The sequence below is a fragment of the Streptomyces sp. NPDC017095 genome (assembly GCF_044332325.1).
Classification (GTDB): domain Bacteria; phylum Actinomycetota; class Actinomycetes; order Streptomycetales; family Streptomycetaceae; genus Streptomyces.
Genome location: NZ_JBIROU010000005.1, coordinates 393,995 through 419,090, shown reverse-complemented (window position 1 = coordinate 419,090; position 25,096 = coordinate 393,995). Strand labels below are relative to the sequence as shown.

Sequence of the window (25,096 nt, the reverse complement as noted above, 5' to 3'; positions counted from 1 at the left end):
GGAGGGGACCGGGGCCCCGGCCACCTCCGGGCGATCCGGACTTGACCATGATCTCCGGGTTGCCGGTGGCGGCCCGGCTTCGATCCTCCTTGACCGTCTACCGGCTTCGAGGTCGGTCAGTGGCTTCGCCGGGGTGTACGGGAGCGGAAGCTGTGGCCGAGTTCAGGGCCCAGTCCGTAGTAGTGGCGGAAGTTGTAGATCAGTGGGCTCCAGGCGGCCGGGTCGATGTGCTGGGAGCCGGGGACGACGATGCGCGGGTCGGCGTGGACCTTGAGCACTTGGGCTTCGACGATGAGGAAGGTCCCGGAAGCATCGGGTTGCACCCGTGCGGCGCGGGCCTCCAGCTGGAGGGGGCATTCGGCGGCCCTGGGGGGCCTGACCAGCTCGGAGTGTTCGGGTCGCAGGCCGGCGGCGGCGAACTTGTCCGGCTCGAAACGGAAGGCGCCGCGCTTTTCCACGGGTATCGGCGTGCGTCCGGTCAGCGGCGCCAGCCGCTCCACCGCCGGCCACTGGGCCGGCGCGGGGAGGTTGACCACGAGATCGGGTCGGCTGCGGAGATTGTGCGCGGTCTGTCCCTCGGGGCCCAGACCGAGGACGATGACGTGGCCGAGTGCCCAGGCCGAGGACATCGGCGCCAGGTTGAAGGAGCCGTTCTCGTTCTCTGTCGAGAGCAAGACGACCGGCGTGCCGAAGTACAGGATGCTCGGCTCGACGGCCACATGGGCGGCCGACGTGCCGTCGGGCGTGGTGCCGGGTGTCGCGGTGTTCATGAGAGCCGACCGTAGAGTGAGGACTCTTCGGCCCTCGCCGAAGGATCGCCGGGGAATGATGGACGACCATGAGAGACCGTGACGCGCACGTGGAAGGTCCGGACCTGGCCGCTCTGGCCGGACTCCTGGCGGACGGCACCCGCGCGAGTTTCTGCCTGGCCCTGCTGGACGGCCGGGCATGGACCGCGACCGAGTTGGCGCGTCATGCCGGGGTGGCCGCCTCGACCGCGACCGAACACCTGAACCTCCTGGTCGGCGGGGGATTGCTCGCCCAGGAGCGTCAGGGTCGTCATCGCTACGTCCGCCTCGCCGATCCCGAGACGGCCCGACTGATCGAGACCCTTGCCTCCATGGCGCCCCGGCGCGTCACTCCGCCACGCTCACTGCCCGCTGTGAATCGGAGTCGGGCGCTGGCCCGCGCCCGGACGTGCTACGACCACCTTGCGGGCGCCCTCGGGGTCGCCATCACCGAGGCGATGACCGACCGCGGGCTGCTGGACTGGGAGCAGGGGCCGACGCTCACCGGCGACGGGGTCGCCTGGCTGGCCGACCTCGGCATCGTGCTGCCGCCCGCCACACGGCGTCCGCCCGTCCGCTCGTGCCTGGACTGGACCGAACGCCGCCCACATATGGCCGGCGCCGTCGGTGCGGCCCTGTGCCGTCACGCCTTCGGCTCCGGGTGGATCACCCGGATCGGCACCAGCCGCGCCGTCGCTCTCACCGAGATCGGCTGGCGCGCGCTTCGGGACCACCTCGGCCTGTCCGAGGAGATGCGCCCTACTGGGGCTACGGGGAGATGAACACCGCTCCCACCCGGTCGGACACCGTCATTACTCGCGCCTCATGCCGCCGCACAGGTCGGCGTGGCCGAGACACGCTCCTTCCGCCGAGCCTGACCAACCGTCACCGGGTGGGGCCGGGAGCCCCCGCAGGCCCGGCTCAGCGCAGTGCCGGGTGGTCCGCCGCCACCGTGCAGGAACCCGGGGCGATCTCCGTGAAGCCGGCGTCGCGGACCACCGGCAGGCCGCTCGTGGTCAGGCGCGGCCAGTCGGCCGGGGCGGCCGTGCGGACGGCCAGCGGGTAGCCGGCGTCCCGCCACGCGGCGCGCTCCGCCCCGGACAGCGCCCACCAGGCCAACTGGGCGCCGTGGCCGGCCTGCGCCATCGCCTTGCCGGCCGACATCTCCAGCTCCGGGTTGAGCCAGAGCACCGGCTCGGCGGCCGGGTCGGCGGCCGCCGGCGGCTCCGGGTCGTCCAGTTCGGTGCCGGACACCTGGAGCTTCGCCAGGTCCTTGGGCCAGCCGTCCAGCGGGACGGGCGGGAAGACCCGGACCTGTGCCGACTTGCCGGTCAGGGTGATCCCGGGCAGTGCCTCGGCGCGCCGCCACTCGGCGCCGCGGGCCCGCCGGACCACCTTCCTGATGCGGGCGTCCTCCCAGTTCCGCACCGCCTCGGCCCACTCCCCGCCCTCGTGTGCCCGCTCGTCGCCGAGCAGGGTGAGCACGGCCCGGGCGGCCGTCTCCAGCGCGTCGGTACGGGCGGGCGGGTCGCCGCGCTCGATGCGGACGACGAGCGGCAGCACGAACTGCGGCGCCTCGTCGCGGGCGTCGGGTGCGGGGCGGGCGGGCGCGGGTGCGGGATCGTGGCTCACGGGAGCCCAGCCTACGAAGCCGCGGGCGGCCCGATCAACGCGCGGGCCCCGAGGGAAACCCCGGCGACCGGCGGACCCCCCGCGGGCTACGCTGACCCGGCCCGGCCGGAGGGAGCCGCGGCCGGACGGGGAGCGAGCGCGCGTGAGCCAGTACTTCGACATCGGTGACGAGACGCTGTGGAACCCGTCCAACGGGGCCGCGCGGCTCTTCCTGCGGCAGGTCGCGGTCTTCGAGGCCGAACTGGACCTGCCGTCCGGCTTCGGGCCGATGGAGAACGACGAGTGCCGGATCGACCCGGAGGCGTTCGCGGTCTTCGTGCACGCCCTCCTCGCCTGGCACCGGCGGACCGGCCACGCCGTCGTCCTGGCCCTCGGCGAGGGTTTCGTCGGCGTCGTCGTCGCCCTCGCCGAGCGCGCCGGGATCGCCGTCGACTGGGCCCGGCTCGCGGCGTTCCCGGACGGCCCCGCGGTGGATGTGCAGGTCTCGGCGGCCGGCGTCTCGGGGCCGGCGGACGGGGGCGCGTGGGCCGCGGCGGTGCGGGCCCGGGCGGCGGAACTCGGCCGGGGCATGGCCCGCTGAGCCGGGACGCGGCCGGCGGCACCCCGGACCCGGCCCGCCGCGCGGCGCCCGGGGAGCGGGCGCCGCGCCACAATGGCCCCCATGCACCGTGACCACGAGCGTGACCTGCGCCTGACCGCCGTAGGCCGTCGCTACGGCGTCCGCGGCCCGTGGGTGTTACGCGGCGTCGGCCTCGCCGTCGCACCCGGCACCCTCACCCGGATCGACGGGGCGAACGGCAGCGGCAAGTCCACCCTGCTGCGGCTCCTGGCCCGGCTCGACACGCCCAGCGAGGGCCGGATCACCGGCCGGCCGCGCACGGCGTACGTACCCGAGCGATTCCCCTCCGCCCTGCCCTTCACGGCCGCCGGCTATCTGACCCACCTCGGCACCGTCCACGGCCTCGGCCGGAACGCCGCCGCACGCGCCGCGCACGCGTGGCTGGAGCGGTTCGGCGCACAGGAGCACGCCGGCACGCCGATGGCGCGGCTGTCCAAGGGCGGCAGCCAGAAGGTCGCCGTCGCCCAGGCCCTGGTCGGCGCCCCGGAGTTGCTGGTGCTGGACGAGGCGTGGACGGGGCTCGACGCGGCGGCGCGGGCCGAGCTGGACCGGGTGGTCGCCGAACGGACCGCCGCCGGCGGCGCGGTGGTGTTCGTGGACCACGACCCGCGACGGCTCGCCGGGGCGGAGGACGCGACGTACACCGTGGCCGGCGGCGGGCTGAGCCGCCGTACCGAGCGGGCGCTCGTGGCGGACGGGCCGCTCACCGTCGTCGTCGCGCAGGGATCGCCGGGCGGGCGGCTGCCGGCGGACGCGCTCCAGGCCGCCGTCCGCGCGGAGGAGACGGCGCCCGGCAGCCACCGGCTCACCGTCCCCGCCTCCCACTCCGACCTCCTGCTGCGCGCCCTGCTCACGGCCCGCCCGCCGTGGCACGTGGTGCGCGTCGAACCCGGGAGCCGTCCGTGACCGCCCTGCTGCGCTACCAGGCCGACCTGCTGCTGCGTTCCCAGCGCTGGCTGCCGCCGGTGATCCTGTACGCCGTCTTCCTCACCGTCGGCGTGGGCGCGGGCCAGCCGGTGCTGGACTCGCTCGGCTACACGGCCGCCGCACTGCTGCCGGTGGCCGCCTGGCTGGTCCGGATCTGCGTCACCGGCGAGCCGCCCGCGGCCCGCGCCTGCGTCGCCACCGCGCGCGGCCCCGCCCGGGCGCACCTCGCCTGCCTGCTGACCGCCCTGCTCGCGGCCGTGCTGCTCGGGCTGGCGGCCACCGTGGTGGTGATCCTGATCAGCGACCCCGCGAGCAACGGCCACCGCGTGCGGATCGCGCCGCCGCGGGCGCTGGCCGCCGGGCTGCCGGCCGTCCTCGTCTGCGCCCTGCTCGGCACGGCCGTCGGCGCGCTCACCCACCGCCCGGTGCTGCGCTCCACCGGACGCGCGGTGCCCGCGATGCTGCTCGGGGCGCTGCTCGCGGTGGTGTGGGCCGGCTCCCCGGCGCAGGCCGCGGTCAGCGGTCTGGTCACCGGCTCGCAGACCGGCCGGGCGCCCCTGGCGCTGCTGCCGACGGCCGGCGCGGCCCTGGTCACGGCCGGCGCCTTCGCCGCCGCGGCCTGGCTCACCGGCCGCCGCTCACCCTGAACAGGCGGTGCGCTGGGCCTCCTGCCACTCGCACACCGGGCACAGCGTGATGCCCTTGTACGACTCCGGGTACTCGGTCGGCTCCCGGCACAGCACACAGGCCGCGTACGGCGGGCCGTCGGCCGTGGCCGGCCGCGCCGCGTCGGTGATCGTGCAGTAGTCCTCGTCGCTCATGCCTCCAGCGTAGGACGGTCACCGGGCGGGGCGGGTCTCGGCGATCAGCTCGGAGACCTTGACGAAGCGGTAGCCGCGCCGGCGCAGTTCCGGTACGACCGCGCGGACGACCCGCTCGGTGGTCGGGGCGGCGCTGCGGGTGCAGTGCAGGACGACCACCGAGCCCGGTTTCACCCCGTCCAGCACCTGTCGCACCACCGCGTCGGCGTCCGTGGCGAAGGCGTCACCGCTCACCACGTCCCACTGCACCGCGGTCACCCCGAGCCCGCTGAGCGCGCGCAGCGCCTGCTGGTCGTAACAGCCGCCGGGGAAGCGGAAGTACGGCATCGGGTGGGGTACGCCGGCCGCGCGCAGGGAGTCGTAGGCCCGCTGGACGTCCGCGCGCATGCGGTCGGCGGCCACGGTCGGCAGGCCGTAGCAGTCGGCGGTGAACGCGTAGTGGCTGAAGGAGTGGTTGGCCACCTCGAACCGCGGGTCCCGGCCCAGGTCGCGGGCCTCGGCCGGGTACTGCTCGGCCCAGCTGCCGGTCATGAACACGGTCGCCGGCACCTTCAGCGCGCGCAGCGCCGTGATCAGGCCCGGGTTGTCGAAGTGCTCGCCGGCGGCCGCGCGGGGCCCCTGGTCCGCGGTCATGTCGGCGTCGAAGGTGAGCGCGACGGTCTTGCCCCGGGTGCGCGGGCCGTGCGCGAACACCGGGGTCAGCCCGCCGGGGCCGGGCGCGAGGACGGGGGTGCGCGCGGAGGCGGAGGGGGAGGAGGCGGCCGGGGCGGGGCGCGGGGCGGTCGCGGTGCCGCAGGAGGCGAGCGCCGCGCCCAGGGCGCAGAGGGCGGTGACGGTGGCGAGACGGTGTGCTGGTGGGATCACCGTACCAACGTAGGACGGAAAGTACGTTTATATGACGATCCGTCCCGAGTGTGGTGCTGCCGTCACCCGGCCGGCGGGCCTTCTTCCGTCGCCTGGTCCAGCTCGCGCCGCTCCAGCGGTTCGACCGCCGGGCCCTGGATCACCGTGCCGTCCACCGCGAACCGCGAGCCGTGGCACGGGCACTCCCACGCGCGTTCGGCGCGGTTGAAGGAGACCAGGCAGCCGAGGTGGGTGCAGCGGGCGGACACGGCGTGCAGGGCGCCCTCGTCGTCGCGGTGCACCGCGAGCCGCTCGCCGCCGCACCGGACCAGCGCGCCGTCGCCCGGCTCCAGACCGGCCACCGAACCCGGCGGCTTCAGCCGGTCGCCCACGAAGTGCCGGGCCACCTCCGCCTGCGTCTTCAGCAGCGTCGGCGCCTCCCGGGCCACCGACTTCAGCCGGCGCGGGTCGTACAGCTCGCGCCAGGCGCACTCCCGGCCGGTGATCAGCGCGGTCAGCAGCAGCCCGGCCATGATGCCGCCGCTCAGGCCCCAGCCGCCGAAGCCGGTGGCGACATAGGTGTGCCGGGCGCCCGCGTGGAACGGGCCGACCAGCGGGACGGAGTCGGTGGACTCGTTGTCCTGGGTGGCCCAGGCGTGGTCCAGGCTCACCCCGGGGAAGTGCTCCCGCGCCCAGGCGGCGAGCCGGTCGAAGCCGGCCTGCGGATCGCCGGTGCCGGGCGTGAAGTGCTCCCCGGTGACCACCAGCAGCCGCTGCCCGTCCGGGCCGTAGGGCGCGGTGCGCACCGAGCGGGTGTTCTCGTCCGGGGTGATGTACATGCCGCCCGGGTCCGGGCCGTCGCCCAGCGGTCCGGCGACGACCAGTTCCCGGCGCGGGGACAGCCGGGTGAACAGCAGGGCCCGGTCGAACACGGGGTAGTGGGTGGCGATCACCACGTCCCGCGCGGTCACCGTGAGGCCCGCCTCCGTGGTCAGCCGGCACGGCTCGCCCTCCGTGAGCCCGGTGACCCGCGTGTGCTCGAACACCTGGCCGCCGTGCGCGAGCAGGTCCGCGGTGAGCGCCCGCAGGTACTTCACCGGGTGGAACTGCGCCTGCCCGGTCACCCGGACCGCGCCCGCCACCGGGAACGGCAGCCCGGTCTCCGTGGTGAACGCGGCCGGCAGCCCCGCCTCCCGGGCGGCCTCCGCCTCCGCGCGCACCTCCGCGACCCGCGCGGGGTCCCGGACGTAGGTGTACGCGTCCCGGGTCTCCCACTCGCAGTCGACGCCCAGCTCCGCCGCCAGCGCCGCCGCGTGCGCGATCGCCTCCGACTGCGAGCGGGCGTACAGCCGGGCCCCCTCCGGTCCCCGGGTGCGCCGCAGCCGGTCGTAGACCAGGGTGTGCTGGGCGGTCAGCTTCGCGGTGGTGTGACCGGTGACCCCGGCCACCGCCCGCCCGGCCTCCAGCACCGCCACCCGTCGCCCGGCCCGGGCCAGCTCGTGGGCGGTGCTCAGCCCGGCGATGCCGGCGCCGACGACGGCCACGTCCACGTCGAGGTCCGCGTCCAGGACCGGGTGCTCCGGCCCGGGAGCGGTCCGCAGCCAGTACGAATCGGTGACCTTCCGCTGTTCGCGCATGCCCGTCGGGTACCCCGGCCCGCCCGCCTCACGTCCCCTCCAGCAGCCGCTCCCGGCACTCCGCCACGTCGAAGCGGGCCGGCGGATAGCGCGGGTCCAGCTCCCGCAGCCGCTCCAGCAGCAGCCGGCTGATCGCCCAGTTGCGGTACCACTTGCGGTCCGCCGGGACGAGGTACCAGGGCGCGTGCGGCGCCGCGCAGCGCTCCAGGGCCGTCTCGTACGCCTCCTGGTAGGCCGGCCACAGGGCGCGTCCCTCCAGGTCGGCCGGGTCGAACTTCCAGTGCTTGTCGGGGCGGTCCAGGCGGCGCAGCAGCCGGCGCCGCTGCTCGTCGTAGGAGAGGTGCAGGAAGCACTTGACGACGGTCACGCCGTCCTCGGCCAGCTCCCGCTCGAAGTCGTTGATCAGCCCGTAGCGGCTGCCGATCTCGGCGGGCCGCGCGAGATGCCGGACCCGGGCCACGAGCACGTCCTCGTAGTGCGAGCGGTCGAAGATGCCGATCTCGCCGGGTCCGGGCAGCGCGCGCCGCACCCGCCACAGGAAGTCGTGCCGCCGCTCCTCCTCGGTGGGCGCCTTGAACGCCCTGACCCGGCAGCCCGCCGGGTCGAGCCGGCCGATCACGTGCCGGACCGTGCCGCCCTTGCCGCTGGTGTCCATGCCCTGGAGCAGGAGCAGCACCCGGCGGCGGTCGCCCGCGGTGCCCGCCGCCCACAGCCGCTCCTGGAGCTTGGCCAGGTGCCGGCCCATGCGGTCGGTGTCGGCCAGCGCGGCCTGTTTGCCGTCCGGGGCGCCGGGGGTGGCCCGGGGGTCGTACCCGCCCAGGTCGACCCGCTCGCCCGGGGGGAGACGCAGCAGGTCCCCCAGTGTGCTGTCCTTCTCGGCCGGGTGCTTGGGCACGGGCGCTCCTCTCGTCCGGTGGGCCGGGTGCCCTCACGGGTGCCCGGTCCGCCGGCCGGGATGCGGCCGCGTGCCCGTCGGAGCGCGGTGCGCGCCGGCCCCGGCGCGGTGCGCCGCTATCCGGGACGCGGGCCGCCGTCGGTGTGCGGCAGGGGGTGGGGCGTCCGGTCCGGCTCCGGGACGGGCGGCTGCGCGCCGCGTTCCAGGAAGTGCAGCAGCTCGACCGGGATGGGCAGCACCAGGGTGGAGTTCTTCTCGGCCGCCACCGCCATCACCGTCTGCAGCAGCCGCAACTGGAGCGCGGTCGGGGTGTCGGCCATCTGCTGGGCGGCCTCGGCCAGCTTCTTGGAGGCCTGCAACTCGGCGTCGGCGTTGATGATCCGGGCCCGGCGCTCGCGGTCCGCCTCGGCCTGGCGGGCCATCGACCGCTTCATCGTGTCCGGCAGGGACACGTCCTTGATCTCCACCCGGTCCACCTGGACGCCCCAGCCCACCGCCGGGCTGTCGATCATCAGCTCCAGGCCCTGGTTGAGCTGTTCGCGGTTGGAGAGCAGGTCGTCCAGATCGCTCTTGCCGATGATCGACCGCAGGGAGGTCTGCGCCATCTGCGAGACCGCGAACTTGTAGTCCTCGACCTTCACCAGGGCGCTCACCGCGTCGACCACCCGGAAGTAGACCACCGCGTCCACCCGGACGGTGACGTTGTCCCGGGTGATGCCCTCCTGGGCCGGGATCGGCATGGTCACGATCTGGAGGTTGATCTTCCGCAGCCGGTCCACGAAGGGAATGACCAGGTTCAGGCCCGGCGTCCGTACGTCCCCGGTGACCCGGCCGAGCCGGAACAGCACCCCGTGTTCGTACTGCTTCACCACCCGCGCCGCCGCCGCCAGGTACACGACACCGAGGGAACCCACCGTCGCAATGGCCACCACAAGGTACTCGACCATGGTGACCTCCTCACCAGAGGCCCGTTTTATCCGTTGTTGCCACGATAGGCCCGTGGGGCCGGGATGCCGAGAGGTCCCGGCATCCCGACCCCACGGGCGGACGGTCACGCGGCCGTGCACAGCCTCACGGTCGCGCGGCCGTGAGCGGCTGCCCGGTCACGCGGCCATGAGCAGCTTCACCGGTTCCGTGCCGGCCGCGCTGTGCCGCTCCGCCCAGTTGTCCAGCGCCGTACGGCAGGCGTGGTCCAGGTGGTGCAGCCCGGACAGGTCGAGCCGGACCGGGCGGTCCTGGGGCAGCGACTCCAGGCTGTCCAGGATCTTCGGCAGCCGCAGGAAGGTCGCGTTGCCCGACAGATGCGCCTCGACGGGACCGGCGCCCTTGTCCACGACCTCCAGCCTGACGGCCGAGGCGTCCCAGGCGGTCTTCACCACCGCCAGCGCCAGCCCGATCAGCACGCCCTCGAACATGCTGACCGCCACGATGGAGACGGCCGTGACGGCGAGGACCAGCGCCTCCCCGCGGTGCTCGCGCCACAGCCCGGTCAGCGCCCGGACCGGGACCAGCTTGGCACCCGCGTGAATCAGGATGCCCGCGAGGGCCGGGATCGGGATGTAGGCGAGCACACCGGGCAGCAGCGCCGCGAACAGCAGCAGCCACACGCCGTGCAGCACGCGGGATGCCTTGGTCCGGGCGCCGGCCTGCACGTTGGCCGCGCTGCGCACGATCACCGCGGTCATCGGCAGCGCGCCGAGCACCCCGCACAGCACGTTGCCCGCGCCCTGGGCGACGAGTTCCTTGTTGTACTGGGTGCGCGGCCCGGAGTGCAGCCGGTCCACGGCCGCCGCGCTGAACAGGGACTCGGCGGACGCGATCAGTGTGAAGGCGACGACGGTGCCGAGCAGTCCGGCGCCGGCCAGTTCGCCGAAGGCGCTCAGCGGCGGCGGCTGGACGGAGCCGAGCAGCCCCTGCACCTCCACGGTGGCCACCGGCAGGTCCAGCGCGAACGCGGCCAGCGTGGCGAGCCCGACCGCGGCGAGCGGGCCGGGCACCGCGCGCACCTTGGCCGGGGTGTGCTTCCACAGCAGCAGCACCGCGACGGTGCCCGCGGCCACCGCCAGCGAGGCCAGGGCGCCGGTGTCGCCCAAGGCGTCCAGGAAGGCGCCGGGCAGCCCGGCGATCTTGCCCAGACCGGAGTCGGGAGCCTTCGTGGCCAGCGCCGGGTAGAGCTGTCCGGCGATGATCACCAGGCCGATTCCGGCCAGCATGCCTTCCACGACGGAGACGGAGATGGCACGGAAGTAACGGCCCAGCCGCAGCAGGCCCATGGCCACCTGGAGCACTCCGGCGGTGAGCACGATCACGCCGAGCACCGGCAGTCCGAACTCCTTGACCGCCTCGAAGACGAGCACGGTCATGCCGGCGGCCGGGCCCGACACCTGAAGGCTGCTGCCGCGCATCAGCCCGGTCACGATGCCGCCCACGATGCCGGTGACCAGGCCGAGTTCGGCCGGCACCCCGGAGGCGACGGCCACGCCCACGCACAGCGGCAGCGCGACCAGGAAGACGACGAGGGAGGCGGCGAAGTCCTGCCGCAGGTACGGGAAACGGGATATGCGGGCGGAGTGGTCGGTCATCGGCGCGCTCACAGGGCCTCGAAGGTGTCGGACTGCGGGCGGTGCGTCCGTACGGTGCCGGTGTGCACCTCGTAGTACCAGGCGTGCAGGCCCAGCCGGCCGTCCGCCAGTCTCCGCTCCACGCACGGGTACGAGCGCAGCCGGAGCAGCTGGGTCAGGACGTGGCTCTGCACGCCCTCGGCGACCTCCGGGTCCTCGGCCGGGCCGGCCGGGCGCGGGGTGGCGGAGACCAGCCAGTCCCGCACGGCCGGTACGGCGGTCAGGTCGTCGCCGCGCACCAGCGCGCCGACGGCGCCGCAGTGCGAGTGCCCGCAGACCACGATGTCGCGGACGCCGAGCACCTCCACGGCGTACTCGATGGTGGCGGCCTCGCTGGTGGGGTGCGCGGAGGCGTGGGGCGGGACGATGTTGCCCGCGGTGCGCAGCTCGAAGAGCTCGCCGGGGCGGGCGCCCGTGATCAGGGCCGGGACCACCCGGGAGTCGGAGCAGGTGATGAAGAGCACCTGCGGGGACTGCCCTTCGGCCAGCTTGGCGAACTCCTCAGGGCGCTGTCCGAAGGTACGGGCGTTGTCGATGAGGGGCTGCATGTGTGTGGGTTCCTCCTGGCGCGCCTGTCCGGCGCGTCGGACTCGGACGACGGTCGTGTGGGGGAGAGGCGGGGGTGTGGCGGGAGGCGGGCGGGAGCCCGGCCCTCAGCAGCGGAAGACCTGGAGCGCGGCCGGTGTGTGGGCTCTGAGGGCTCCGGCGGCGGGGCGGTGCGGGACTCCTGCGGGTCGCGCCGGCTCCGTCCCGGCGGCCCGCACGGGTATCCCGGGGCGCGCCGGGGCGCCGACGGGCACGGGGCCGCGGTGCCGGTCGCGCATCTGCGGGACGCCCGCGGGAGCGCCCGCCCGGCCGGATGTGCGGACCGTCTCCGCGTCCTCGTGCGCCGAGCGCGCGAGGGAGGTGGTCCCGGTCTGCGTCGCGGTCAGCGCCGGGCCGGCGGTGACCGCGGCCGCGAAGGGCGCGCCGGGAGCGCGGAGCTGGAGCGCGAGCAGGAGCACGCCGAGGAGGGCGAGCAGGATGCGGGCCGTCGTACCGCGGAACATGAGCCCCCCTCCGCTCCGTTCACGTTCTAGTCCGTACCAAGGGTTGGTCAACGCTTGGTCAAGAAATACGTTAGCGGGATGCGGCCCCACGCCGGGTTAACGGCACGTTACGCGCGGAAGAGAGCGTGAAAAGCGCGGGTCGCGTGGCGGAAACCCGCCCTTGACCCGCGCTCGTTGATCCGCTATTGGGGGATGGTCAGGAGCCGACGAGCCCCTTCGCGTCCCGGGCCAGTGCCGTGAGCCGGGATATCGCGCGGAAGTACTTCTTGCGGTAGCCGCCGTTCAGCATCTCCTCGCTGAACAGCCTGTCGAACGGCAGCCCGGAGGCCAGCACCGGCACCTCGCGGTCGTAGAGCCGGTCGGCGAGCACCACCAGCCGCAGCGCCGTCGACTGGTCCGGCACGGGCCGCACGCCGGTCAGGCACACCGCCCGCACCCCGTCCGTCAGCGCGCCGTACCGGCTCGGGTGCACCTTGGCCAGGTGCTCCAGCAGGCCGGGGAAGTCGTCCAGCGAGGCGCCCTCCGTGGCGAAGGCCGTCTTCATGACCTCCTCGTCGGAGAAGGGCGCCGGCGCCTCGGGCAGGCCGCGGTGGCGGTAGTCCTCGCCGTCGATGCGCAGGGCGCGGAAGTGGGCCGACAGACCCTGGATCTCCCGCAGGAAGTCGGCCGCCGCGAAACGGCCCTCGCCCAGCTTGCCGGGCAGCGTGTTGGAGGTCGCGGCGAGCGCCACGCCCGCCTCCACCAGCTTGCCGAGCAGGGTCGACACCAGCACCGTGTCGCCCGGGTCGTCCAGCTCGAACTCGTCGATGCACAGCAGGCTGTGCCCGGAGAGCGTGCGCACCGTCTGCTGGAAGCCGAGCGCGCCGACCAGGTTGGTCAGCTCCACGAAGGTGCCGAACGCCTTGCGGGACGGATCGGCCGGGGCGGCGTGCCACAGGGAGGCGAGCAGATGGGTCTTGCCGACGCCGTAGCCGCCGTCCAGATACACCCCGCGCGGCCCGGCCGGGGTCTTGGGCGCCTTCGCCCGGCCGAAGCCGAAGAAGCCGCGCCGGCCGGCGCCGGCGGCCCGGTCCCCGCCCAGGCCGGCGGCGAAGTCCGCCAGCACCCGGACGGCCTCCGTCTGGCTGGGCTGGTCCGGGTCCGGGAGGTACGTGGCGAAGCGCACCGAGTCGAAGCGCGGCGGCGGCACCATCTCGGCGACCAGCCGGTCCGCGGGCACGTGCGGCTCGCGGGCGCACAGGGAGAGGGGGCCCGCGTCGGGCAGAGGACCGGGGGTGCTGGTGGAGGACGACACGGTTATCCATGCTAAGCGCCGTGTCACACTGCACGGATGCGACGCCTCTTCCCTGTGACCGAAGAAACAGCAGCCCAGGCCCCCGCCGCCGGCGGAGCGCAGGCCGCACCGGGCACCGCCGGGGCCGCGGCGAACCGGGAGTGGGACCTCGCCGAGCTGGCCGCCGCCTACGCCTACCCGGAACCCGCGCCGGGCGCCCCGCGGCCGTGGCTGCGGGCCAACATGGTCTCCTCGCTCGACGGCGCCGCCCAGCACGAGGGCCGCTCGCAGCCCCTCTCCAGCGCCGCCGACATGCGGATCTTCGGCACGCTGCGGGCGCTGGCGGACGTGGTCCTGGTGGGTGCGGAAACGGTACGGCAGGAGGGGTACCGCCCCGCCCGGGTGCGGGCCGAGTTCGCCGGCGCGCGCTCGGCCGCCGGACAGGCCCCGGTCCCGGCGGTCGCCATCGTCAGCGCCGGCCTGGAGCTGGACTTCACGCTGCCCCTGTTCACCTCGCCCCTGGTCCCGACGCTGATCCTCACCGGAGCGGCCGCCGCTCCCGACCGGGTCGCCGCCGCGGAGAAGGCGGGCGCGCGGGTGGTGGTCGCCGGCGAGGGGATGGGCGTGGAGCCCGCGCGCGCCGTCCAGGCCCTGGCCGGCCTCGGCCACACCCGGCTGCTCACCGAGGGCGGCCCCCGGCTGCTCGGCCAGCTGATCGCGGCCGAGGTGCTGGACGAGCTGTGCCTGACCGTCTCGCCGACGCTCACCGCGGGCGGCGCGCAGCGCATCGCGGGCGGGCCGGCGGTCTCCGTCCCGCACCGGTTCGCCCTCGTGTCCCTGCTGGAGGAGGAGGGATTCCTGTTCAGCCGCTACTGCCGGTCCTAAAGGAGCGGAATCTGCCGTTCCGGTCAGCTTCGGGCGGGCAGACTTAAGTCCGGCAGTACCCGTGCGATCACGGGGAAGGATGGTTTCCGCACGGGCCCCTGGCGGGCCCCTCTAGAAAGAAGAGGCGCCTGGTGTTCACAAGCGTTCTGATGATCGAGAAGGCCCTGACGTCCGCCGACGTGGAGTTCGTCACCACCTTGCACGGAGACGAGCCCGTCTCCTTCCACGTACTGCTCCAGCCGCGCGGCGACCAGGCGGACCGGCTGCTGCGGGCCATCGACGACATCGCGCTCGGCGAACTCGACGAGGCGGTGCGGGAGGGCGGGACGCCCGAGGGGCACGAGGCGCTCAGCGTGGGGCGGCAGGCCCTCGACGTGTCGCTCCAGGCGCTGCGCGCGGCCGGGAGCGGGGCGGAGGGGCGGCTGGTGGAGGAGCACCCGCTGGACGCGCTCAAGGGGCTCGTGGCCGAGGTGGGCGCCGACGAGGTGATCGTGCTGACCGATCCGCACTACGTGGAAGAGTTCTTCCACCGGGACTGGGCCTCCCGGGCGCGGCACAAGGTGGGTGTGCCGGTGCTGAAGCTGTTCTCGCACAGCAAGGCGTGATGCGGCGCCCCCGCGCCCCCGCGGCGGGGCCGGCCCCCTCGCTGCACGGCGGCCCGGCCTCCAGCGCATAGGCTAGGCGTGCTCTGGCTCGTACCGTCTCTGGGGAGAAACGCATGGCACCCGGCCTTCCTACCGCCATGGACCGACCGCACTTCATCGGCATCGGCGGCGCCGGAATGTCGGGAATCGCCAAGATCCTGGCCCAGCGCGGGGCCGAGGTGGCCGGCAGCGACGCCAAGGAGTCGGCGACCGCCGGGGCGCTGCGGGCGCTCGGCGTCACCGTGCACATCGGGCACGCCGCCGCGCACCTCGCCGACGACGCCAGCTGTGTCGTCGTGTCGTCGGCGATCCGCGAGGACAACCCCGAGCTGGCCCGCGCCGCCGAGCTGGGCATCCCGGTGGTGCACCGCTCCGACGCGCTCGCCGCGCTGATGGACGGGCTGCGCCCGGTCGCCGTGGCCGGCACCCACGGCAAGACCACCACCACCTCCATGCTGGCGGTCTCCCTGGCCGAGCTGGGCCTGAAGCCGTCGTACGCCATCGGCGGCGACCTGGACGCGCCCGGCTCCAACGCGCTGCACGGCGCGGGCGACCTCTTCGTCGCCGAGGCGGACGAGTCCGACCGCAGCTTCCACAAGTACGCGCCCGAGGTCGCCATCGTCCTCAACGTGGAGCTGGACCACCACGCCAACTACGCCTCCATCGACGAGATCTACGAGTCCTTCGAGACGTTCGTGGGCAAGATCACCGAGGGCGGCACGCTGGTCGTCTCCGCCGACCACGAGGGCGCCCGGGAGCTGACCCGGCGGGTGCGCGCGGGCGCGGTGCGGGTGGTGACCTACGGCGAGGCCGAGGACGCCGACGCGCGCGTGCTGTCGATCGTCCCGCAGGGCCTGAAGAGCCGGGTCACCGTGGTGCTGGACGGACAGGAGCTGACCTTCACGGTCTCCGTCCCCGGCCGGCACTACGCGCTCAACGCCGTCGCCGCGCTCACCGCCGGCGCCGCCCTCGGCATCCCGGCCGCCGAACTGGCGCCCGCGCTCGCCGCCTACACCGGCGTCAAGCGGCGCCTCCAGCTCAAGGGCGAGGCGGCCGGCGTCCAGGTGATCGACTCCTACGCCCACCACCCGACCGAGATGACGGCCGACCTGGAGGCCATGCGCGCCGCCGCCGGTGACGGCCGTATCCTCGTCGTCTTCCAGCCGCACCTCTTCTCCCGCACCCAGGAGCTGGGCAAGGAGATGGGGCAGGCGCTGGCCCTCGCCGACGCCTCCGTCGTCCTCGACATCTACCCGGCCCGCGAGGACCCGATCCCCGGTGTGACCAGCGAGCTGATCTTGGATGCCGCGCGCGCGGCCGGCGCCGGCGTGACCGCCGTGCACGACAAGGCGGAGATCCCGGCCGTGATCGCGGGAATGGCGAAGCCCGGTGATCTCGTTCTCACCATGGGCGCGGGCGATGTGACCGACCTGGGCCCGCTGATCCTGGACCGCCTTGCGCAGGAGCAGCAGTAGCAGCGAAGGGGCTGAGAGCTGATGTCGTACGACGTCGAGAAGCCGGACGAGCAGTGGCGCGCGGAGCTGACCCCCGCCGAGTACGCCGTACTGCGCCAGGCCGCCACCGAGCCGGCCTTCACCGGTGAGTACACGGACACCAAGACCAAGGGCGTCTACTCCTGCCGTGCCTGCGGCGCGGAACTGTTCACGTCCGACACCAAGTTCGAGTCGCACTGCGGCTGGCCGTCCTTCTTCGACCCGAAGGACTCCGACGCCGTGGAACTGATCGAGGACCGCTCCCACGGCATGGTCCGCACCGAGGTCCGGTGCGCCCGCTGCGGCTCCCACCTGGGCCACGTCTTCGCCGGCGAGGGCTACCCGACCCCCACCGACCAGCGGTACTGCATCAACTCGGTCTCCCTGCGCCTGGAACCCCAGGAGAGCTGAGCCTCCGCCCGAACCCGGCCCGGCCACGCCCGCCCGCACCGGAGCGCCCCGGGGCCGGTGCGCCGTAGGACCGGGGGAGCGGCGCCCGGCCCGTCACCGGGTGCCGGCGGCCGTCCGTGCGGGCGTGGCGGCGTGGAGGGGGGTGTCGCGCACCCGCGCGTCGAAGTGCCGCAACACTCGCCGTCTAGACTCTCCCTCCACCAGCCCAGGCACGGTCGGACCCGGAGGGTACGCGGCGTTTTGATACGGATAGAGGCAGTCACGAAGCGGTACCCGGACGGCACGGTCGCGGTCGACCGGCTGTCGCTGGAGATACCCGACCGCGCGATCACCGTCCTGGTCGGACCGTCCGGCTGCGGCAAGACGACGACCCTGCGGATGATCAACCGGATGGTGGAGCCCACCGAGGGCGCCATCCTCCTCGACGGTCAGGACATCCGCAAGCAGCCGGTCAACACGCTGCGCCGGTCCATGGGCTACGTCATCCAGAACGCCGGTCTCTTCCAGCACCGCACCATCCTCGACAACATCGCCACCGTGCCCCGCCTGCTCGGCTGGACCAGGCAGAAGGCGCGGGCCCGGGCCGCGGAGCTGATGGAACGGGTGGGGCTCGACACCGCGCTCGCCAAGCGGTACCCGTACCAGCTCTCCGGCGGCCAGCAGCAGCGCGTCGGCGTGGCCCGCGCGCTCGCCGCCGACCCGCCCGTGCTGCTGATGGACGAGCCGTTCTCCGCCGTCGACCCCGTCGTCCGCAAGGGCTTGCAGGACGAACTCCTGCGCATCCAGGACGAACTGGGCAAGACGATCGTGTTCGTCACGCACGACATCGACGAGGCGATCAAGCTGGGCACCAAGGTCGCCGTGCTGCGCACCGGCGGCCGGCTCGCCCAGTTCGCGCCGCCCGCCGAACTGCTCAGCGCACCCGCCGACTCCTTCGTGGAGGACTTCCTCGGCGCCGACCGGGGCATCCGCCGGCTCTCCTTCTTCCCGTCCGCCGGCCTGGAGTTGCAGACCGCGCCCATCGTCGCGGCCGACGCCGGCGCCGACCGGATCGCCGCCCGGGCCACGGCTCCCTACCTCCTCGTCACCGACGCCGACGGCAGGCCGCTCGGCTGGAGCGAACCGGACCGGCTCACCGCCGGCGCCGTCGACCGGGACCGGCTGCTGGACTTCGGGCGGCCGTTCGTGCCCGGCACCGACTCGCTGCGCACCGCGCTCGACGGCGCCGTCCTCTCGCCGACCGGGTGGGCCGTCGCGGTGGACGGCGAGGGACGCGCCGTCGGCGTGGTCTCCCAGCAGGTCATCGGCGAGGCGATCCGCGAGGCCCACAGCCGGGTCGCGGAACAGGCCGACGTGAAGGCCGGGCGATGAGCGGCTTCTTCAACCTCCCGAGCGACCTCCAGCACAGCTGGTCCGGGCTCGTCGCGCTGCATCTGCGCGAGGCCCTGCTGCCGGTGCTGGCCGGACTGCTGATCGCGCTGCCCGCGGCCCAGCTGTGCGTGCGGTTCCGCTGGATCTACCCGCCTGTCCTCGGCATCACCACGGTGCTCTACGCCATCCCCTCGCTCGCCTTCTTCGTCGTCCTCATCGACTACTTCGGGCAGAGCGAGACCACGGTGATGGTCCCGCTCGCGCTCTACAGCCTGGTGGTGCTGGTCCCGGCGATCGTGGACGGCGTCCGCTCGGTGCCGCCGGAGACCCTGGCCGCGGCCCAGGCCATGGGCTTCGGCGCCGTACGCCGGTACTTCCAGGTCCAGTTGCCCATCGCCGTACCCGCCATCATCGCCGGCCTGCGGGTGGCGACGGTGTCCAGCATCTCCCTGGTCAGCGTGGGCATGCTCATCGGCAACCAAGGCGCCCTCGGCAACATGCTGTACGCCGCCCAGACCTACGACCGGCCCGCCCTGGCCGTGAACGCGGTCCTGACCATCGGGGTGCTGGGCATGCTCGCCGACGCGGCGCTGGTCGCCCTCCGGCTCCTCCTCACGCCGTGGATGCCGAGGAAGGGGGTCCGCCGGTGAACATCCTGGACTTCGCGCGCGCCTTCTTCGGCGACGGCGCCCACTGGCACGGCTACGACGGCATCCCCACCCGGTTCGCCGAGCACGTCGGGTACTCCCTGGAGGCCCTGCTGATCGCCGCCACGATCGGGCTGCCCGTCGGCCTGCTCACCGGCCACACCGGCCGTGGCGGCAACGCCCTCGCCCTCCTCGCCACCGCCGGCCGGGCCCTGCCCAGCTTCGGCCTGCTGGTGCTGATGTTCATGTGGATCGGCATCGGCCTGCTGCCGGTGATGATCCCGCTGGTCGTGCTCGCCGTACCGCCCATCCTGGTCACCACCTACGAAGCGATCCGCTCCGTCGACCCCTCCCCGGTGGACGCCGCGCGGGGCATGGGGATGCCCGAGACGAGGGTGCTGTTCCAGGTGGAGGTGCCGGTCGCGCTGCCGCTGATCCTCGGCGGTCTGCGCACGGCGGCCATCCAGATCGTCTCCACCGCCACGATCGCCGCCTACGTCAGTCTCGGCGGACTCGGTCGCTACATCATCGACGGCCTCTACCAGAGGGACTACGAGAAGGTCGTCGGCGGCGCCACCCTGGTCGCCGGTCTGGCCCTCGTCACCCTGGCCGTGTTCTGGGCGGCTGCCCGGTGCACGGTGTCACCGGGCGTACGCCGGGCCCGCTGACGGCTGTTGCCGTCCGCTGCGGGGTCCGCCAGGCCGGTGCGCGTAAGTGACCGCAGATCGACACCGATTGGTGATCTATGGGACTTGACTGACCGAGAACCGGCTGGCTTGGATCGATGGGTGACTTATATGACCCAGATCAGCGGATCCATCCGAAGGAGCAGGGGCGCGGCGGTGGTCGCCCTCGCGGCGGCGACGGCTCTGCTGGCGGGCTGTTCCTCCAAGGACGACAACCCCCTCTCGGGCGACGAGGCGAGCGGCGACAGCGTGGTCGTCGGAGCCAACAACTTCCCCGAGAGCACCCTGCTCGCCGACATCTACGGCGAGGCGCTCAAGGCCAAGGGCGTCAAGGTCACCTACAAGCTGAACATCGGCAGCCGCGAGACCACCTACGGAATGATCAAGAACGGCTCCGTCTCGGTGATGCCCGAGTACAACGGCGCGCTGCTGGCCTACCTGGACAAGAAGGCCACCCCGAAGACGCTGGAGGAGACCACCAAGGCCATCAACGCCGGGCTGGACTCCAAGCTCACCCTGCTGGACCCGGCGTCGGCGCAGTCCAAGGACTCCGTCACGGTCAACGCGGCCACCGCGGCGAAGTACCACCTCACCGGCGAGTCGACCATCGCCGACCTGAAGCCCGTCGCCAAGGACCTCGTCATCGGCGGCTCGCCGGAGTTCCAGGCCCGGCAGCAGGGACTGGTGGGCCTGAAGTCCGTCTACGGCCTGGAGTTCAAGTCCTTCAAGGCGCTGGACACGGGCGGCCCGCTGACGCGGACGGCGCTGAAGAAGGACGCCGTGCAGGTCGCGGACATCTTCACCACGGACCCGAACATCACCAAGGAGAAGTTCGTCGTCCTCCAGGACCCGAAGAACCTCTTCGGTTTCCAGAACGTCCAGCCGCTCGTCCACAAGGGCGCCCTGTCGCAGAAGGGCGCCGACGCGCTCGACGCGGTCTCCGCCAAGCTGGACACCGAGACCCTGCTGAAGCTGGACACCGAGGTGCAGGCGCAGGACAAGGACCCGCTGGACGTCGCCAAGGCCTGGCTGAAGTCCGCCGGACTCGTCTGACGCCCCACCGCCCACCGCCTCTCCTGCCCGTGGCCGGACCGCGGGTGCCCCGGGCCACCGGGACACCCGCGTCCGGCCGACGAACCCGGCCGCGGGCCCGTCGCACCGCTCAGAGGTCGAACTCGTGCGGCGGCAGATCCAGCGCGTAGCACGCCTCGCGCACCACGGCCTGTTCGTCCTTGTCGAAGTGGCCGTCCGCGCCGCCGATGACGATGCCGATCTGGATCACCGCCCGCGCCTCCGCCGGCTTCTTCTTCGCCTTGGCGACCTCCTGGAGCACGCTCACCTTGCCGAAGGCGAAGTCGGCCGTCAGCTTGTTCAGGTTGTCGTCGAAACGGCGCCGGAGGTCGTCCGCCGGGAAGTTCTGCAACACCTCGTTCGAGGCGATGAGCTGGGCGACCCGCTGCCGCTCCGAGGGATCCACCGTGCCGTCGGCGGCGGCCACCAGCGCGCACATCGCCATGCTCGCATCGCGGAACGCGCCGCTCTTCAGGTCGTTCTTCTTCGCCGTCAACTGCGTCTGCATCTGTGACGCCGAGTCCTTGATGCGGTCCCACAGGGCCATGCCCACTCCTCGTATCGGCCGCCAGACGCCCGCACGGCGTCCGGCCAAATCTTCTACAACACTGTAGAAACTAGCAGGGTGACCGGAAAGTTCCGGAGCACCGGCCCGGGTCCCGCCGCGGCCGGCGGACGCCCGACGGCCGAGCGGTCAGGCGTCGTCGTCCCGCTACCCCTCGTCCCCCTCGTCCCCTTCGTCTTCTTCTCCCTCGAAGAAGTCCCCGATCTCATCGACGGCCTCGGCGGCCACCATGCCGCCCACCACGCCCACGGCGAGGCCCGCCGCACCCGCGGCCACGGCCGTGCCCAGACCCGGGCCCGAGTGGTGCGCGGCGGAGTGGTGTCCGATCCCGGGCGCGCCGGGGTGGCCGTACGCCGCATGGCTGCCGTACACCTCGCGGTGCTCGGTCATCCGGCGGATCCAGCCGTCCACCTCGGTCTGCCAGTCCAGGGCCCGCGCGTCCTCATGGCGCACCACGAAACGGATGAGCGCGTCGTGCCCCGCGGAGAACGGTCCGCCGCGCTTGTCCGCCTCCAGGACGACCTCGACGCCGCCGGGGGAGGAGAGGAAGGTCAGCTCCAGCTCGTTCAGCGCGTGCGCGTACTGCGGGGCCGGGGTCAGCTCGATCTCCTGGTAGAACGGCAACTGCTGGCCCGTACCGCCGATGCGGCCGTATTCCAGGTCCGCCGAGCGGAACCCGAAGCCCAGTCCGCCGAACGCCTCCAGCACCGCCTCCTGCACCGGCAGCGGGCGGACGGCCAGCGGGTCCAGGTCGCCCTTGTCCCGGGCGCCGGCCACCCCGACCTCCGTGCGCACGCCCAGCACGATGCCGAGCGGCTGGCCGTACAGCTCCGTCACCGGGGTCTCCCAGGGCAGCGGCACGCTGAACGGCAGCTCGCGCTCCTCCTGCTCGCCGAGCCGGAAGCCGCCGCCGACGGTGAACCGCTCGAAGGCGACCGCGCCCTGGCTCTCGCCCTCAGCGTGCTCCGCCTCCACCCGGGCGATCAGCTCCAGGCCGATGTGCTCGATCTCCACGGCCGATCCGCCGCCCCGCAGCAGCACCCGGCCCGTCAGGGCGCCGCCGGGCAGGGCCGCGCCGCCGTCCAGCACGGTGTCCACGGAGGGGCCGCCGACCCCGATCGCACCCAGCAGCCTCTTGAACACCATGCCGTCGCTCCTTCGCTCATCGCTTCATCCGGACGGTGCTCCGTACCCGTCCGGCTGCCCGATGAACTCGCGACGCCGACGCAGAAGTTCCCAAGTCACCTGATCGAAGGACCCGGACTCACCGACTTGACGGCACCGGCCGCGAGCCGTGAGCCGAGCCGTAAGTGATGAGCCGTTAGCGTTGCCCGCAGGACCGCAGGACCGCAGGACCGCGTGCGGGAGGGCGTGTGCCGGCGGGCCGCGTGCCGGAGGGGGCGCCGCGTCTCGGCGCGGCGCCCCCCTCCGGAGCCGGTTACCTCAGGCCGTGGACCTCTCCGTCCCGTCCGGCGTCACGGTCCCCGCCGCCGGCGCCTGGGCCCGCCGGCGGCGTGCGCGGCGTTCCCGGTGGCTCGCGCGGGGCTCCTGGTCCGGGAGCCAGCCGAAGGTGAGGCAGCTGCCGACGGCTCCGAGGAGCAGGCCGATGAAGAAGCCGCCCAGGTTGGAGGTGAGCCAGGTGCCCAGGGAGAGCAGGATGCCGGTGAGGGAGTAGAACAGCCGCTGGGCCGGGTTGAAGAGGATCAACAGGCCCAGCAGCACCATGAGGGCCGGCAGCAGATAGCCGGCCAGGCCCTGCATGCCGATGTGGAGCACGACCTTCAGCGAGGCCTTCTCGGTGAGCAGGACCTCGCCGCCGCCGAGGGCGAGCAGCAGCCCGCCCCAGAACGGCCGGCGGGCCCGCCAGTCGCGGAAGGAGAGTCCCGGACGCGGACGGTCGGGCACGGCCGTCAGCAACCCGAGTCGCTGAAGCGCAGCTTGAGTCCGGGCAGCTTGAACACACCTGCCGTCGTCGCGTAGTTGACCTGGCGCAGATGGGCGATCCGCACCGTGTCGGCCTGCTGGCTGAAGACGCCGATCGGGCCCTTCGCGCGCGCCTTGGTCAGGGTGCTGGCGTCGTTGCCGATCTCGATGTTGTCGAACGCCGCGTCGCCCGACAGCTCGGTGGAGTCGGTGGTCAGATCGGTCGCGCTGACCTTCTGCGCCCCGCTGCCCGCGGTGATCAGCAGGTTGGTGCCGCCGAGGTCGACGCTCTGACACAGCTTGGTGAGGGTGGCGTTCTTCATGGCGGAGGTGACGACGAGCACCTGTCCGCCGCTGTCCCCGGCGTTCGGGCTGCCCTCCGCCATGTTGTCGAGCGCGCCGAACTGCTCGAAGCCGGTGCCGTTCAGTTCCGTCGCGGTGACCGTGAACGGCATGCCGGAGATGGCGAACTGCACACCCAGCGCGCCGTGCGCGGTGAGGACCGCCAGGCCGGCCGCGACCAGGGTGGCGGGTACGGCCATCACCGCGGCGCGGCGGGCCCTGACCCGCCCTCGTCTGGCGCCGTCGGCACGGGTGCCGGCGGTGTGCGGGGCTTCGGACGGGGTGTCGCTTCCCGGGTTCTCGGGGGTGTTGCCGGTGGACGGGACGTCCGGGGACGAGGCCATGGCTGCTCCCATGTGCATAGATGAATGCGGGTTGGGCTTCAGTGGCGCGGTGTCCTGGCGCGGACAGCGGATGCCGCGCACGCTCCTCGCGACCCCCGGCGGGTGCAAGGGCTTCCACGTTACGCGGCAGTAGCCTTCGAGGAAGTTACCGCCGGTTACTTTGAAGGGTCAAGGGAGATGTGGGAAAACGGTGTGGGCCGCACACCGGTCACACCCGTGTGCGACAACTCCCGTTAACAGCCTTGACGCTGACGGTTGATCAGGTCTACAACTTCCCCTGTTTCCACGGATCCGTGGCGCCGGATCCGGCAGCGCGTCCGTCGCGTCCCGCGGCGCTCACCGGCCGCGTCCCGCGGCGCACACCAGCCGTGTTCCCGGCCCTGGTACGGCAACCGCTCCATCGCGCAGCGCGGCTCCGGCACGGATCGTTCCTCTTCTTCGCTCTCCCCGTGCCCTGCCGCCCCCTTGTCCGGCCCGCCCGGAGGTCGTCCCCCGAGACCTCCGGCCGGTGCCCGGTGTGCCGCCGTCGCGGGTCCACCGCGTAAGGAGAAGGCGCTACGGCCCCGCGCCGGCGGCATGCCCGCACCGAACCGCCACCCCCCACGTCACCTCGTCCGTCCCCCACCTCGGAAGAGAGGCACCCGCATGCGCAAGCGCTCTTTCCTCGCCCTGGCCGGCACCGTCACCGCCCTCGGTCTCGCCTGGGCCACCCCGGCCTCCGCGGCCGGCACCGTCCTCACCACCGGCAGCGCCGGCGGCACCGCGGTCGCCGTCGGTGACACCCTCACCGCGCCGCTGGCCACCGGCACGCCCGCCACGTTCTACTCCAGCGCGACCGGCACCAGCGGCGTCAAGTGCACCGCCTCCCAGTTCACTGCCAAGGTCACCGGCAACCCCACCGCACCCGGCACGGCCACCGAGTCCGTCACCGGGCACACCTTCGACAGCAGCACCTGCACCAGCAACGTCACCGGTGTCGTCGGCGTCAACGGCATCACCATCAACAACCTGCCCTACGCGGCGACGGTCACCTCGGCCGGCACCCTCACCGTCACGCCCCCGAGCGGGTCCGTCATCCAGGCCACGGTCCAACTGCGCACCCTGCTCGGCACCGTGACCTGCGTCTACCAGGCGCCCAGCCTGACCGGCAAGGCCGGCAACGCCGACAGCAGCATCACCTTCACCAACCAGCAGTTCACCAAGTTCTCCGGTTCGTCGCTGTGCTTCGCCAACGGCTACTTCACGGCGAAGTACGCGCCCGTCACCGACGCGGGCGTCCGGGTCTACGTGAACTGACCGCCAGGCACCTTCCGTTCAGCGTCACCGCCGCGGCAGGCGGGCGGCGCCCCCCGGTGCCCACCGGCACCGCGGCGGCGCCGCCCGTCGGCGGCGGCGCCCCACCCGACGGGCCGCCCCGCGCGGCCCGACGTCGCGCCTTTCGTGCTCCAGAACCCCCACGCGCCGGACACCAGCGTCACGTGTCCGGCGCGTCGCCGTTCCCGCGGTCCGTGCGTCCGCCGCCCCGTCCGCCCGGGCGGGCGCGTGCAATTGCGGAGGCGTGGGAACACCGACCGGCTCTGCTGTTTCGGGTCTGTTCCGACGACCCGTT

28 protein-coding genes are annotated in these 25,096 nt (G+C 73.4%); 13 read left to right on the top strand and 15 right to left on the bottom strand.

Annotation, left to right across the window (positions count from 1 at the left end; genetic code table 11):
* Positions 1 to 116 precede the first annotated feature (116 nt).
* Positions 117 to 770, bottom strand: a complete 654-nt coding sequence (locus ACH4OA_RS13230) for a flavin reductase family protein (RefSeq protein WP_397968985.1) — start codon at positions 768 to 770, stop codon at positions 117 to 119.
* A gap of 68 nt (positions 771 to 838) precedes the next feature.
* Here ACH4OA_RS13230 and ACH4OA_RS13225 point away from each other — a divergent pair, with 68 nt between their 5' ends.
* Positions 839 to 1,570, top strand: a complete 732-nt coding sequence (locus ACH4OA_RS13225; protein WP_397968983.1) for a winged helix-turn-helix domain-containing protein — start codon at positions 839 to 841, stop codon at positions 1,568 to 1,570.
* A 139-nt stretch (positions 1,571 to 1,709) separates the two neighbouring features.
* Here ACH4OA_RS13225 and ACH4OA_RS13220 read toward each other — a convergent pair whose 3' ends face one another.
* Positions 1,710 to 2,420 carry a peptidyl-tRNA hydrolase gene (locus ACH4OA_RS13220; protein ID WP_397943134.1) on the bottom strand — a complete coding sequence of 237 codons (711 nt, stop codon included), beginning with the start codon at positions 2,418 to 2,420 and terminating at the stop codon, positions 1,710 to 1,712.
* Between the two features lie 142 nt (positions 2,421 to 2,562).
* Between ACH4OA_RS13220 and ACH4OA_RS13215 the strand changes: the two genes are divergently transcribed.
* From ACH4OA_RS13215 to ACH4OA_RS13205, 3 genes are all read left to right on the top strand, one after another.
* Positions 2,563 to 3,000, top strand: a complete 438-nt coding sequence (locus tag ACH4OA_RS13215) for a DUF6086 family protein (RefSeq protein WP_397968982.1) — start codon at positions 2,563 to 2,565, stop codon at positions 2,998 to 3,000.
* An 81-nt stretch (positions 3,001 to 3,081) separates the two neighbouring features.
* Positions 3,082 to 3,945 carry an ATP-binding cassette domain-containing protein gene (locus ACH4OA_RS13210; protein WP_397943131.1) on the top strand — a complete coding sequence of 288 codons (864 nt, stop codon included), beginning with the start codon at positions 3,082 to 3,084 and terminating at the stop codon, positions 3,943 to 3,945.
* On the top strand, positions 3,942 to 4,613 hold the full coding sequence (locus ACH4OA_RS13205; protein ID WP_397968980.1) for an ABC transporter: 672 nt from the start codon (positions 3,942 to 3,944) through the stop codon (positions 4,611 to 4,613). The genes ACH4OA_RS13210 and ACH4OA_RS13205 overlap by 4 nt, the downstream gene beginning before the upstream one ends.
* Here ACH4OA_RS13205 and ACH4OA_RS13200 read toward each other — a convergent pair.
* The 9 genes from ACH4OA_RS13200 to zapE form a co-directional block, all read right to left on the bottom strand.
* The gene (locus ACH4OA_RS13200; RefSeq protein ID WP_397943129.1) at positions 4,605 to 4,787 is read right to left on the bottom strand and encodes a hypothetical protein; all 183 of its coding nucleotides are present in this window, start codon (positions 4,785 to 4,787) and stop codon (positions 4,605 to 4,607) included. The two genes, ACH4OA_RS13205 and ACH4OA_RS13200, sit on opposite strands and share 9 nt — an antisense overlap.
* An 18-nt stretch (positions 4,788 to 4,805) precedes the next feature.
* Complete coding sequence (locus tag ACH4OA_RS13195; RefSeq protein ID WP_397948022.1) at positions 4,806 to 5,651, bottom strand: polysaccharide deacetylase family protein; 846 nt, start codon at positions 5,649 to 5,651, stop codon at positions 4,806 to 4,808.
* A 62-nt stretch (positions 5,652 to 5,713) separates the two neighbouring features.
* Complete coding sequence (locus tag ACH4OA_RS13190; RefSeq protein ID WP_397968979.1) at positions 5,714 to 7,267, bottom strand: FAD-dependent oxidoreductase; 1,554 nt, start codon at positions 7,265 to 7,267, stop codon at positions 5,714 to 5,716.
* 28 nt (positions 7,268 to 7,295) lie between these two features.
* Positions 7,296 to 8,162 (bottom strand): PPK2 family polyphosphate kinase, encoded by an 867-nt coding sequence (locus tag ACH4OA_RS13185; RefSeq protein ID WP_365871147.1) that lies wholly within the window; start codon positions 8,160 to 8,162, stop codon positions 7,296 to 7,298.
* 116 nt (positions 8,163 to 8,278) lie between these two features.
* The gene (locus tag ACH4OA_RS13180) at positions 8,279 to 9,109 is read right to left on the bottom strand and encodes a slipin family protein (protein ID WP_365871149.1); all 831 of its coding nucleotides are present in this window, start codon (positions 9,107 to 9,109) and stop codon (positions 8,279 to 8,281) included.
* 156 nt (positions 9,110 to 9,265) lie between these two features.
* On the bottom strand, positions 9,266 to 10,744 hold the full coding sequence (locus tag ACH4OA_RS13175) for a SulP family inorganic anion transporter (protein ID WP_397948019.1): 1,479 nt from the start codon (positions 10,742 to 10,744) through the stop codon (positions 9,266 to 9,268).
* Between the two features lie 8 nt (positions 10,745 to 10,752).
* Positions 10,753 to 11,331 (bottom strand): carbonic anhydrase, encoded by a 579-nt coding sequence (locus tag ACH4OA_RS13170; RefSeq protein WP_365871155.1) that lies wholly within the window; start codon positions 11,329 to 11,331, stop codon positions 10,753 to 10,755.
* Between the two features lie 105 nt (positions 11,332 to 11,436).
* Positions 11,437 to 11,832 (bottom strand): hypothetical protein, encoded by a 396-nt coding sequence (locus ACH4OA_RS13165; protein ID WP_397968978.1) that lies wholly within the window; start codon positions 11,830 to 11,832, stop codon positions 11,437 to 11,439.
* Between the two features lie 196 nt (positions 11,833 to 12,028).
* A complete protein-coding gene (gene zapE, locus ACH4OA_RS13160; protein ID WP_397943120.1) occupies positions 12,029 to 13,126 on the bottom strand; it encodes a cell division protein ZapE in 1,098 nt (365 codons plus the stop codon).
* A 36-nt stretch (positions 13,127 to 13,162) separates the two neighbouring features.
* Here zapE and ACH4OA_RS13155 point away from each other — a divergent pair, with 36 nt between their 5' ends.
* The 8 genes from ACH4OA_RS13155 to ACH4OA_RS13120 all read left to right on the top strand — a co-directional run bounded on the left by ACH4OA_RS13155 (position 13,163) and on the right by ACH4OA_RS13120 (position 20,295).
* Entirely contained in the window at positions 13,163 to 13,990 is an 828-nt protein-coding gene (locus ACH4OA_RS13155) for a pyrimidine reductase family protein (protein WP_397948015.1), read from the top strand.
* Between the two features lie 131 nt (positions 13,991 to 14,121).
* The gene (locus ACH4OA_RS13150; RefSeq protein WP_365871164.1) at positions 14,122 to 14,595 is read left to right on the top strand and encodes an indole-3-glycerol phosphate synthase; all 474 of its coding nucleotides are present in this window, start codon (positions 14,122 to 14,124) and stop codon (positions 14,593 to 14,595) included.
* 113 nt (positions 14,596 to 14,708) lie between these two features.
* Positions 14,709 to 16,109 carry a UDP-N-acetylmuramate--L-alanine ligase gene (gene murC / locus ACH4OA_RS13145; protein ID WP_397968977.1) on the top strand — a complete coding sequence of 467 codons (1,401 nt, stop codon included), beginning with the start codon at positions 14,709 to 14,711 and terminating at the stop codon, positions 16,107 to 16,109.
* A gap of 21 nt (positions 16,110 to 16,130) precedes the next feature.
* Complete coding sequence (msrB, locus tag ACH4OA_RS13140; protein WP_397943115.1) at positions 16,131 to 16,538, top strand: peptide-methionine (R)-S-oxide reductase MsrB; 408 nt, start codon at positions 16,131 to 16,133, stop codon at positions 16,536 to 16,538.
* A gap of 240 nt (positions 16,539 to 16,778) precedes the next feature.
* On the top strand, positions 16,779 to 17,909 hold the full coding sequence (locus tag ACH4OA_RS13135) for an ABC transporter ATP-binding protein (protein WP_365871172.1): 1,131 nt from the start codon (positions 16,779 to 16,781) through the stop codon (positions 17,907 to 17,909).
* Positions 17,906 to 18,559, top strand: a complete 654-nt coding sequence (locus ACH4OA_RS13130) for an ABC transporter permease (protein ID WP_397948011.1) — start codon at positions 17,906 to 17,908, stop codon at positions 18,557 to 18,559. The genes ACH4OA_RS13135 and ACH4OA_RS13130 overlap by 4 nt, the downstream gene beginning before the upstream one ends.
* Positions 18,556 to 19,224, top strand: a complete 669-nt coding sequence (locus tag ACH4OA_RS13125) for an ABC transporter permease (protein WP_397968975.1) — start codon at positions 18,556 to 18,558, stop codon at positions 19,222 to 19,224. The genes ACH4OA_RS13130 and ACH4OA_RS13125 overlap by 4 nt, the downstream gene beginning before the upstream one ends.
* A 129-nt stretch (positions 19,225 to 19,353) precedes the next feature.
* Complete coding sequence (locus tag ACH4OA_RS13120; RefSeq protein ID WP_365871181.1) at positions 19,354 to 20,295, top strand: ABC transporter substrate-binding protein; 942 nt, start codon at positions 19,354 to 19,356, stop codon at positions 20,293 to 20,295.
* Positions 20,296 to 20,404: 109 nt separating this feature from the next.
* Here ACH4OA_RS13120 and ACH4OA_RS13115 read toward each other — a convergent pair whose 3' ends face one another.
* The 4 genes from ACH4OA_RS13115 to ACH4OA_RS13100 form a co-directional block, all read right to left on the bottom strand.
* Positions 20,405 to 20,860: a TerB family tellurite resistance protein gene (locus ACH4OA_RS13115; RefSeq protein WP_365871183.1), complete on the bottom strand. Its 456-nt coding sequence runs from the start codon at positions 20,858 to 20,860 to the stop codon at positions 20,405 to 20,407.
* Between the two features lie 165 nt (positions 20,861 to 21,025).
* Positions 21,026 to 22,024: a sporulation protein gene (locus ACH4OA_RS13110; RefSeq protein ID WP_397968973.1), complete on the bottom strand. Its 999-nt coding sequence runs from the start codon at positions 22,022 to 22,024 to the stop codon at positions 21,026 to 21,028.
* Positions 22,025 to 22,321: 297 nt separating this feature from the next.
* Positions 22,322 to 22,783, bottom strand: coding sequence for a DUF6114 domain-containing protein (locus tag ACH4OA_RS13105; protein WP_397943105.1), 462 nt, complete (start codon positions 22,781 to 22,783; stop codon positions 22,322 to 22,324).
* A 5-nt stretch (positions 22,784 to 22,788) separates the two neighbouring features.
* Positions 22,789 to 23,487: a DUF6230 family protein gene (locus ACH4OA_RS13100; RefSeq protein ID WP_397969041.1), complete on the bottom strand. Its 699-nt coding sequence runs from the start codon at positions 23,485 to 23,487 to the stop codon at positions 22,789 to 22,791.
* Positions 23,488 to 24,132: 645 nt separating this feature from the next.
* Here ACH4OA_RS13100 and ACH4OA_RS13095 point away from each other — a divergent pair.
* The gene (locus ACH4OA_RS13095) at positions 24,133 to 24,783 is read left to right on the top strand and encodes a Tat pathway signal sequence domain protein (RefSeq protein ID WP_365941533.1); all 651 of its coding nucleotides are present in this window, start codon (positions 24,133 to 24,135) and stop codon (positions 24,781 to 24,783) included.
* The last annotated feature ends 313 nt before the right edge of the window (positions 24,784 to 25,096 follow it).

Bases quoted from the DNA above. Each gene is read 5' to 3' on its own strand.
- ACH4OA_RS13095 (WP_365941533.1), top strand. From the start codon at position 24,133: ATGCGCAAGCGCTCTTTCCTCGCCCTGGCCGGCACCGTCACCGCCCTC.
- ACH4OA_RS13175 (WP_397948019.1), bottom strand. From the start codon at position 10,744: ATGACCGACCACTCCGCCCGCATATCCCGTTTCCCGTACCTGCGGCAG.
- ACH4OA_RS13130 (WP_397948011.1), top strand. From the start codon at position 17,906: ATGAGCGGCTTCTTCAACCTCCCGAGCGACCTCCAGCACAGCTGGTCC.
- ACH4OA_RS13110 (WP_397968973.1), bottom strand. From the start codon at position 22,024: ATGGTGTTCAAGAGGCTGCTGGGTGCGATCGGGGTCGGCGGCCCCTCC.
- ACH4OA_RS13180 (WP_365871149.1), bottom strand. From the start codon at position 9,109: ATGGTCGAGTACCTTGTGGTGGCCATTGCGACGGTGGGTTCCCTCGGT.
- ACH4OA_RS13165 (WP_397968978.1), bottom strand. From the start codon at position 11,832: ATGTTCCGCGGTACGACGGCCCGCATCCTGCTCGCCCTCCTCGGCGTG.
- ACH4OA_RS13210 (WP_397943131.1), top strand. From the start codon at position 3,082: ATGCACCGTGACCACGAGCGTGACCTGCGCCTGACCGCCGTAGGCCGT.
- ACH4OA_RS13170 (WP_365871155.1), bottom strand. From the start codon at position 11,331: ATGCAGCCCCTCATCGACAACGCCCGTACCTTCGGACAGCGCCCTGAG.
- ACH4OA_RS13155 (WP_397948015.1), top strand. From the start codon at position 13,163: ATGCGACGCCTCTTCCCTGTGACCGAAGAAACAGCAGCCCAGGCCCCC.
- ACH4OA_RS13225 (WP_397968983.1), top strand. From the start codon at position 839: ATGAGAGACCGTGACGCGCACGTGGAAGGTCCGGACCTGGCCGCTCTG.
- ACH4OA_RS13115 (WP_365871183.1), bottom strand. From the start codon at position 20,860: ATGGCCCTGTGGGACCGCATCAAGGACTCGGCGTCACAGATGCAGACG.
- ACH4OA_RS13200 (WP_397943129.1), bottom strand. From the start codon at position 4,787: ATGAGCGACGAGGACTACTGCACGATCACCGACGCGGCGCGGCCGGCC.
- msrB (WP_397943115.1), top strand. From the start codon at position 16,131: ATGTCGTACGACGTCGAGAAGCCGGACGAGCAGTGGCGCGCGGAGCTG.
- ACH4OA_RS13120 (WP_365871181.1), top strand. From the start codon at position 19,354: ATGACCCAGATCAGCGGATCCATCCGAAGGAGCAGGGGCGCGGCGGTG.
- ACH4OA_RS13230 (WP_397968985.1), bottom strand. From the start codon at position 770: ATGAACACCGCGACACCCGGCACCACGCCCGACGGCACGTCGGCCGCC.
- ACH4OA_RS13190 (WP_397968979.1), bottom strand. From the start codon at position 7,267: ATGCGCGAACAGCGGAAGGTCACCGATTCGTACTGGCTGCGGACCGCT.
- murC (WP_397968977.1), top strand. From the start codon at position 14,709: ATGGCACCCGGCCTTCCTACCGCCATGGACCGACCGCACTTCATCGGC.
- ACH4OA_RS13100 (WP_397969041.1), bottom strand. From the start codon at position 23,487: ATGGCCTCGTCCCCGGACGTCCCGTCCACCGGCAACACCCCCGAGAAC.